Genomic DNA, 1,034 nt, shown 5'->3' with positions numbered 1-1,034 from the left:
GGCTGGGGCTGGGCGGGACCGCCGGGGCTCGGCTGGACTGGCTGACGCTCCGTCGGACTGGCTGAGGCTCGGCTGAGCCGGCTTAGGCTCGGTCGGGCTGGCTCAGACTCGGCTGGACCGGCTAAGGCTCGGCCCGGCTGGTCGGACAGTCTGACACTCGGCTGGACTGGCCGGCGCTCGGCCGGACTGGCTGACGCGGGGGCCACCGGCAGTCGGACCAGCCGGACCGCCGGTCAGCCGACCTCCGATGCCCCCGGCGCGCTCTCCAGGTAGGCGAGTGCGCCGGCGGGCTCGTCGGCGAAGTACATCAGCTCCGCGAGCGGCCGGGCGAGGAAGCCCTCGTCCTCCATCCGGCGGAACTGCTGCGCGAGGCCGTCGTAGAAGCCTGCGGTGTTGAGCAGGACCACCGGCTTGTCGGTATGCCCGTGCTTCTTAAGCTCAAGGATCTCGGTGGCCTCGTCGAGCGTGCCGGTGCCGCCGACCATGATCACAACCGCGTCGGCCCGCTCCAGCATCAGCTTCTTGCGCTCGGCCAGATCGGCGGCGAACACCATCTCGTCGGCGTTCGGGCGAGCCACCCCCTGCAGGAAGGTGACGGACACCCCGCATAGCCGTCCGCCCGCGTTCTGCACGCCGTCCGCCACCACCTTCATCAGCCCCGCGTCCGAGCCGCCCCACACCAGCGTGTGCCCGGCCCGGCCAAGCCGTTCTGCGAAATCCCGGGCGGGACCGGTGTAGCGCTCAGGAAGATCGGCCGCAGACAGGAAGACACAGATTCGCACGGGATCACCGTACCCGAGGGCCCAGCCAGGTCGACGGTCGGAGCTGATCGATTCGGGCCCTGGCAAGGGAGATCCGGGCCTCGGCAGGACTGATCCGGGCCCTGACGAGGCCCCCGGGCCTTGGCAGGGAGCCGATTTGCGCCGTGACAGGGCAGATCCGTGTGCCCGCTGGTTCGGTCTCATGCCTTAGAGCGGCGTCGTTCCCCGGTGCCTGGGCCCGGTCCTCGTGGATCGACTGACGGTGCGTTACCC

1 protein-coding gene is annotated in these 1,034 nt (G+C 70.6%); it reads right to left on the bottom strand.

Translation table 11 applies throughout. The annotated features are described in order from the left end of the window. Nucleotides 1-233: 233 nt before the first annotated feature. Nucleotides 234-782: an LOG family protein gene (locus KDK95_RS34740; protein WP_212522604.1), complete on the bottom strand. Its 549-nt coding sequence runs from the start codon at nucleotides 780-782 to the stop codon at nucleotides 234-236. Nucleotides 783-1,034 lie beyond the last annotated feature (252 nt).

The sequence above is a fragment of the Actinospica acidithermotolerans genome (assembly GCF_018139625.1).
GTDB lineage: Bacteria > Actinomycetota > Actinomycetes > Streptomycetales > Catenulisporaceae > Actinospica > Actinospica acidithermotolerans.
The sequence above is the reverse complement of the archived record's forward strand: the minus strand, read 5'-3'. Positions and strand labels throughout refer to the sequence as shown.